We start from the raw sequence: 4,997 nt of genomic DNA, 5'->3' as shown, positions 1-4,997 counted from the left end.
ACCTTCCTCGACGCCCTCGCCCACCACCGGCAGGCCCAGGGCCTCCCGGCCACCTCCCTCGCCTGGGGCCTCTGGGAACAGACCAGCGACATCACAGGCGGGCTGGCGGACGTCGACCGCAAGCGGCTGGCCCGTACCGGTCTGCGGGCACTGGCGACCAAGGAGGCCATGTCCCTCTTCGACGCCGCGCACGCCACGGGAGACGCGGTCCTCGCGGCGACCGGCATCGACACCGCCGCCCTGCGCGCGCGGGGCGACGAGGCGACGGTCATGCTCCGCGGGCTGGTGCCCTCAGCGCCACGCCGCGCGGGAGCCGCCACCGCTTCCGCTTCCGGCACGGGCGGTGGTGCGCAGCTGGCGGACCGGTTGGCGGGACTGCCCGTCACGGAACGGGAGAAGGTGCTGATCGACCTGGTCCGGACGCACGTCGCGTCCGTGCTGGGCCACGCCGACCACACCGCCATCGACGCCGACCGGGCGTTCCAGGAACTGGGCTTCGACTCCCTGACGGCCGTCGAACTCCGTAACCAGCTCAACACCGCCACCGGCCTACGCCTGCCCACCACCCTCATCTTCGACCACCCGAACCTCGCTGCTCTCGCCGCGCACCTGGGCGAGCAACTGGGCACGGGCGACGGGCCGTCGGCCGGCCCCGTCCTGGCGGAGCTGGCGAAGCTCACGTCGGTGATCAAGGCCCTGGCCGCGGACGAGACCGCGCACGGGCAGCTCACGGCCCGGCTGAGGGAGCTGCTGGACATCGCCGACGACGCGGCCGGCAGGGCGTCCGGGGAGGGGAACGGAGACGGCGCGGACCAGGACCTCGACGCGGCAAGCGACGAGGAACTCTTCGCGCTGCTCGACGACCTGGAGTAGGCCGAGCGGGAGCCGCGCGCGTCGCGGCCCCTTCCACCCACACACGTCCACCCACACACGCACGACAAGTCACCACGTCAACACAGCGGGGAGCTGAGAGCATCATGGCGGGCGAGGAACAACTCCGCGACTACCTCAAGCGGGCGATCGCGGATGCCCGTGACGCACGCAAGCGGCTGCGTGAGGTCGAGGACAAGCAGCAGGAGCCGATAGCGATCGTCGCGATGGCCTGCCGCTACCCCGGGGGCGTGTCCTCTCCGGAGGACCTGTGGCAGCTCGTGACCGACGGCGTGGACGCGGTGTCGGAGTTCCCGACCCGTCGCGGCTGGGACATCGAGAAGCTCTACGACCCCGACCCCGAGCAGCCCGGCACGTCGTACGCCCGCGAAGGCGGCTTCCTCCACGAGGCCGACCAGTTCGACCCCGAGCTCTTCGGGATGTCGCCGCGCGAGGCGCTGGCCGTCGATCCGCAGCAGCGACTCCTCCTGGAGACCGCGTGGGAGACCTTCGAGCGGGCGGGCATCGACCCGGGCTCCCTGAAGGGCAGCCGTACGGGTGTCTTCACGGGCGTCATGTACAACGACTACGGTTCCCGGCCGAACCTCCCGGCCGACGGCAACGAGGGCTATCTCTTCAGCGGCAGCGCGGGCAGCATCGCGTCCGGCCGCCTGTCCTACACGTACGGCCTCGAGGGCCCGGCCGTCACGGTCGACACCGCCTGCTCGTCCTCCCTGGTGGCGCTCCACCTCGCGGCCGGGGCGCTGCGCCGCGGCGAGTGCGACCTGGCGCTCGCGGGCGGCGCGACGGTGATGTCGACGCCCGTCGCCTTCGTCGAGTTCTCCCGGCTGCGCGGCCTCGCCGCCGACGGCCGCTGCAAGTCGTTCTCGGCCGCCGCCGACGGCACCGGCTGGGCCGAGGGTGTCGGCCTCCTGCTGGTGGAGCGGCTGTCGGACGCCCGGAGGAACGGCCACAAGGTGCTGGCCGTCGTACGCGGTTCGGCGGTGAACCAGGACGGCGCGTCGAACGGCCTGACCGCGCCCAACGGCCCGTCCCAGGAGCGCGTCATCCGTCAGGCCCTCACCAGTGCGGGTCTGACGGCCGCCGAGGTCGACGCGGTGGAGGCGCACGGCACCGGCACGGCCCTGGGCGATCCGATCGAGGCGCAGGCGCTGCTGGCGACGTACGGGCAGGAGCGGCCGGGGGACCGTCCGCTGTACCTGGGGTCGCTGAAGTCGAACATCGGCCATGCCCAGGCGGCGGCCGGTGTCGGCGGTGTGATCAAGATGGTGCAGGCGATGCGGCACGGCACGCTGCCGAAGACTCTGCACATCGACGAGCCGACACCGCACGTGGAGTGGGAGTCGGGCGCCGTCGAACTCCTCCGCGAGCCCGTCCCGTGGCCGCAGACCGGCGAGCCCCGCCGCGCAGGCGTCTCGTCGTTCGGCTTCGGCGGGACGAACGCCCACGTGATCATCGAGGCGCCGGAGGAGACCTCCGCCGAGGAGGTCGCGAGCACGGATCCGGCTGTGCCGGCCGCGCCGCCGGTGGCGCTGCCTGTGGTGCCGGTGGTGGTGCCGTGGGTGCTGTCCGGCAAGACGCCCCGAGCGCTGGAGGCCCAGGCCGGCCGCCTGCTGGCCCACGCCGAGTCCACGGACGCGGCGCCCGTGGACGTGGCCTGGACGCTGACCGCCGGCCGCGCCCTGCTCGACCACCGCGCCGTGATCCTCGGTCGCGACCGCGACCAGCTCGTCACGGGCCTGCGCGCCCTGGCCACGGGAGCCTCCGCACCGGGCGTCGTACGAGGAACGCGTACCGGCGGGAAGACCGCCCTCGTCTTCACCGGCCAAGGCGCTCAGCGCATCAACATGGGCCTGGAACTGTACGAAGCGTTCCCGACGTACGCCTCCGCCTTCGACGAGGTCACCGCCGCACTCGACCCCCACCTCGACCGACCACTACGCGACGTCATCGCCTCCGGCGCAGGCCTGGACGACACCGGCTGGACCCAGCCCGCACTCTTCGCCACCGAAGTCGCCCTGTATCGACTTGTCTCCTCCTGGGGCATCACCGCTGACATCGTGGCCGGACACTCCATCGGCGAACTCACCGCCGCCCACATCGCCGGCATCCTCACCCTCGAAGACGCCGCCCACCTCGTCGCAGCACGAGCCCGCCTCATGCAGGCCCTCCCTGTCGGCGGAGCCATGACCGCCCTCCAGGCCACCGAAGCGGACATCACACCTCTGCTGAACGACAGGGTCGCGATAGCCGCCATCAACAGCCCCACGTCCCTGGTCATCTCAGGCGACGAAGAAGCCGTCGTCGACATCGCCACCACGATGGAACAGCAGGGCAGGAAGACGAAGCGGCTCACCGTCTCCCACGCCTTCCACTCCCCCCACATCGACCCCATGCTCGACGAGTTCCGCGCCATCGCAGCCCAGCTGACGTACCAGGCACCCACCATCCCGGTGGTGTCCACCCTCACCGGCCAGCCCGCAACAGGCGACGACCTGCGCACCGCCCAGTACTGGACCGACCAAGTCCGCGGAGCCGTCCGCTTCGCCGACGCGGCCACCAGCCTCAACGACCTCGGCGCCACCACCGTCGTCGAAGCAGGACCCGACGGCGTCCTCACCGCCATGATCCAGAACACCACCGACACCCTCACCCCCATCCCCCTCCTCCGCCGCGACCGCCCCGAACCCGACACCCTCCTCGCGGCAGTCGCCCACCTCCACACCCACACCACCCCTGTGAAGTGGCAGACCTACCTCGACGGAACCGGTGCCAAGCACACCGATCTCCCGACCTACGCCTTCCAACACCAGCGGTTCTGGCTCGAGTCGGCCCACGCCACAGCCGATGCGGCCGGCCTCGGCCTCACCGATACGGGCCATCCCCTCCTGGGCGCGGCGATGGCGCTCGCCGACCGCGACGAACACATCTTCACCAGCCACCTCTCCCTCCGCACCCACCCCTGGCTCACCGACCACACGGTTCTGGGACACGTCCTGTTCCCGGGGACCGGGTTCGTGGAGCTGGCCGCGCGTGCGGGGCAGCTGCTGGGCGTCGGTCAGATCGAGGGCCTGACCCTGGCCGCTCCCCTCCTGCTCCCCGAGCAGGGCGGCGTCCAGCTCCAGGTGCGCGTCGGCGCCCCCGACGGCGCCGACGGCCCGGCGCGCCGCCACTCGATCGACATCCACTCACGCCCCGACAACGACACCGACACTCCCTGGACCCTCCACGCCTCCGGCTTCCTCACCGCTCCCGGCGACTCCGTGGCGACAGCGATCTCCAGCGACCTGAGGGCGTGGCCGCCCGCCGGCGCCGTAGAGGTGGAACTGGCCGGGGTGTACGAGCGCCTGGCCGAGCAGGAGTACGGCTACGGCCCCGCCTTCCAGGGCCTGCGCCGCGCATGGAAGGGCGCGCACAAGGGCGAGTTCTTCGCCGAGGTCGCTCTCGGGGACGAGGTGCGCGCGGAGTCGGCGGACTTCACGCTTCACCCCGCTCTCCTGGACGCCTCGCTGCACGCCCTCCTGCCCGGTGTGGCCGATGCGGCGGGCCAGGCAGGATTCCCGTTCGTCTGGTCGGGCGTGACCGTGTACGCCGTGGGTGCCTCGATGCTGCGCGTACGGCTCACCCAGACGGGCCCGGAGTCGGTGGCGCTCGATCTGGCCGACGGCACGGGTGCCCCGGTCGCACGCGTCGACGCGCTGGAGCTGCGTCCGCTGTCGAAGGACGCCCTGCGCGCGGCGGGGCGGGGCACCCAGGACGGCCTCTTCGGCGTGGAGTGGAAGCCGCTGACCGCGCCTGCCGCGTCCGCCGCCTTGGCCGCATCCGCCGCTACGGCCGCTTCCGCCGCGTCCGCCGCGTCCGCCGCGTCCGGGCAGCCGTACACGGATCTCCGTACGTTGGCCGGTGCTGTCGACAGCGACGCCGAGGCACCCCCGGTCCTCCTGCTTCCGCTGCTCCCCCACGTTCACGGCGATGTGGCGGCGGCCGTGCATGAGGCGACGGCCGAGGTGTTGGGGCTGGTGCAGGGCTGGCTGGCGGAGGAGCGGTTCGCCGACTCCCGCCTGGTGGTCGTGACGACGGGCGCCGTGGCCGCGAACGCGGACGAC

The 4,997-nt window shown here is 72.4% G+C and carries 1 protein-coding gene and 1 pseudogene; both read left to right on the top strand.

Annotated features, from left to right (window positions below):
* The coding region (locus ACIPPS_RS32495; protein ID WP_401439734.1) for a beta-ketoacyl reductase at positions 1 to 873 on the top strand (873 nt) is incomplete at its 5' end.
* A gap of 149 nt (positions 874 to 1,022) precedes the next feature.
* A pseudogene (locus tag ACIPPS_RS32490) lies at positions 1,023 to 4,997 on the top strand (type I polyketide synthase); the annotation flags it as partial.

The sequence above is a fragment of the Streptomyces sp. NPDC090127 genome (assembly GCF_044746945.1).
Lineage (GTDB): Bacteria > Actinomycetota > Actinomycetes > Streptomycetales > Streptomycetaceae > Streptomyces.
The sequence above is the reverse complement of the archived record's forward strand: the minus strand, read 5'-3'. Positions and strand labels throughout refer to the sequence as shown.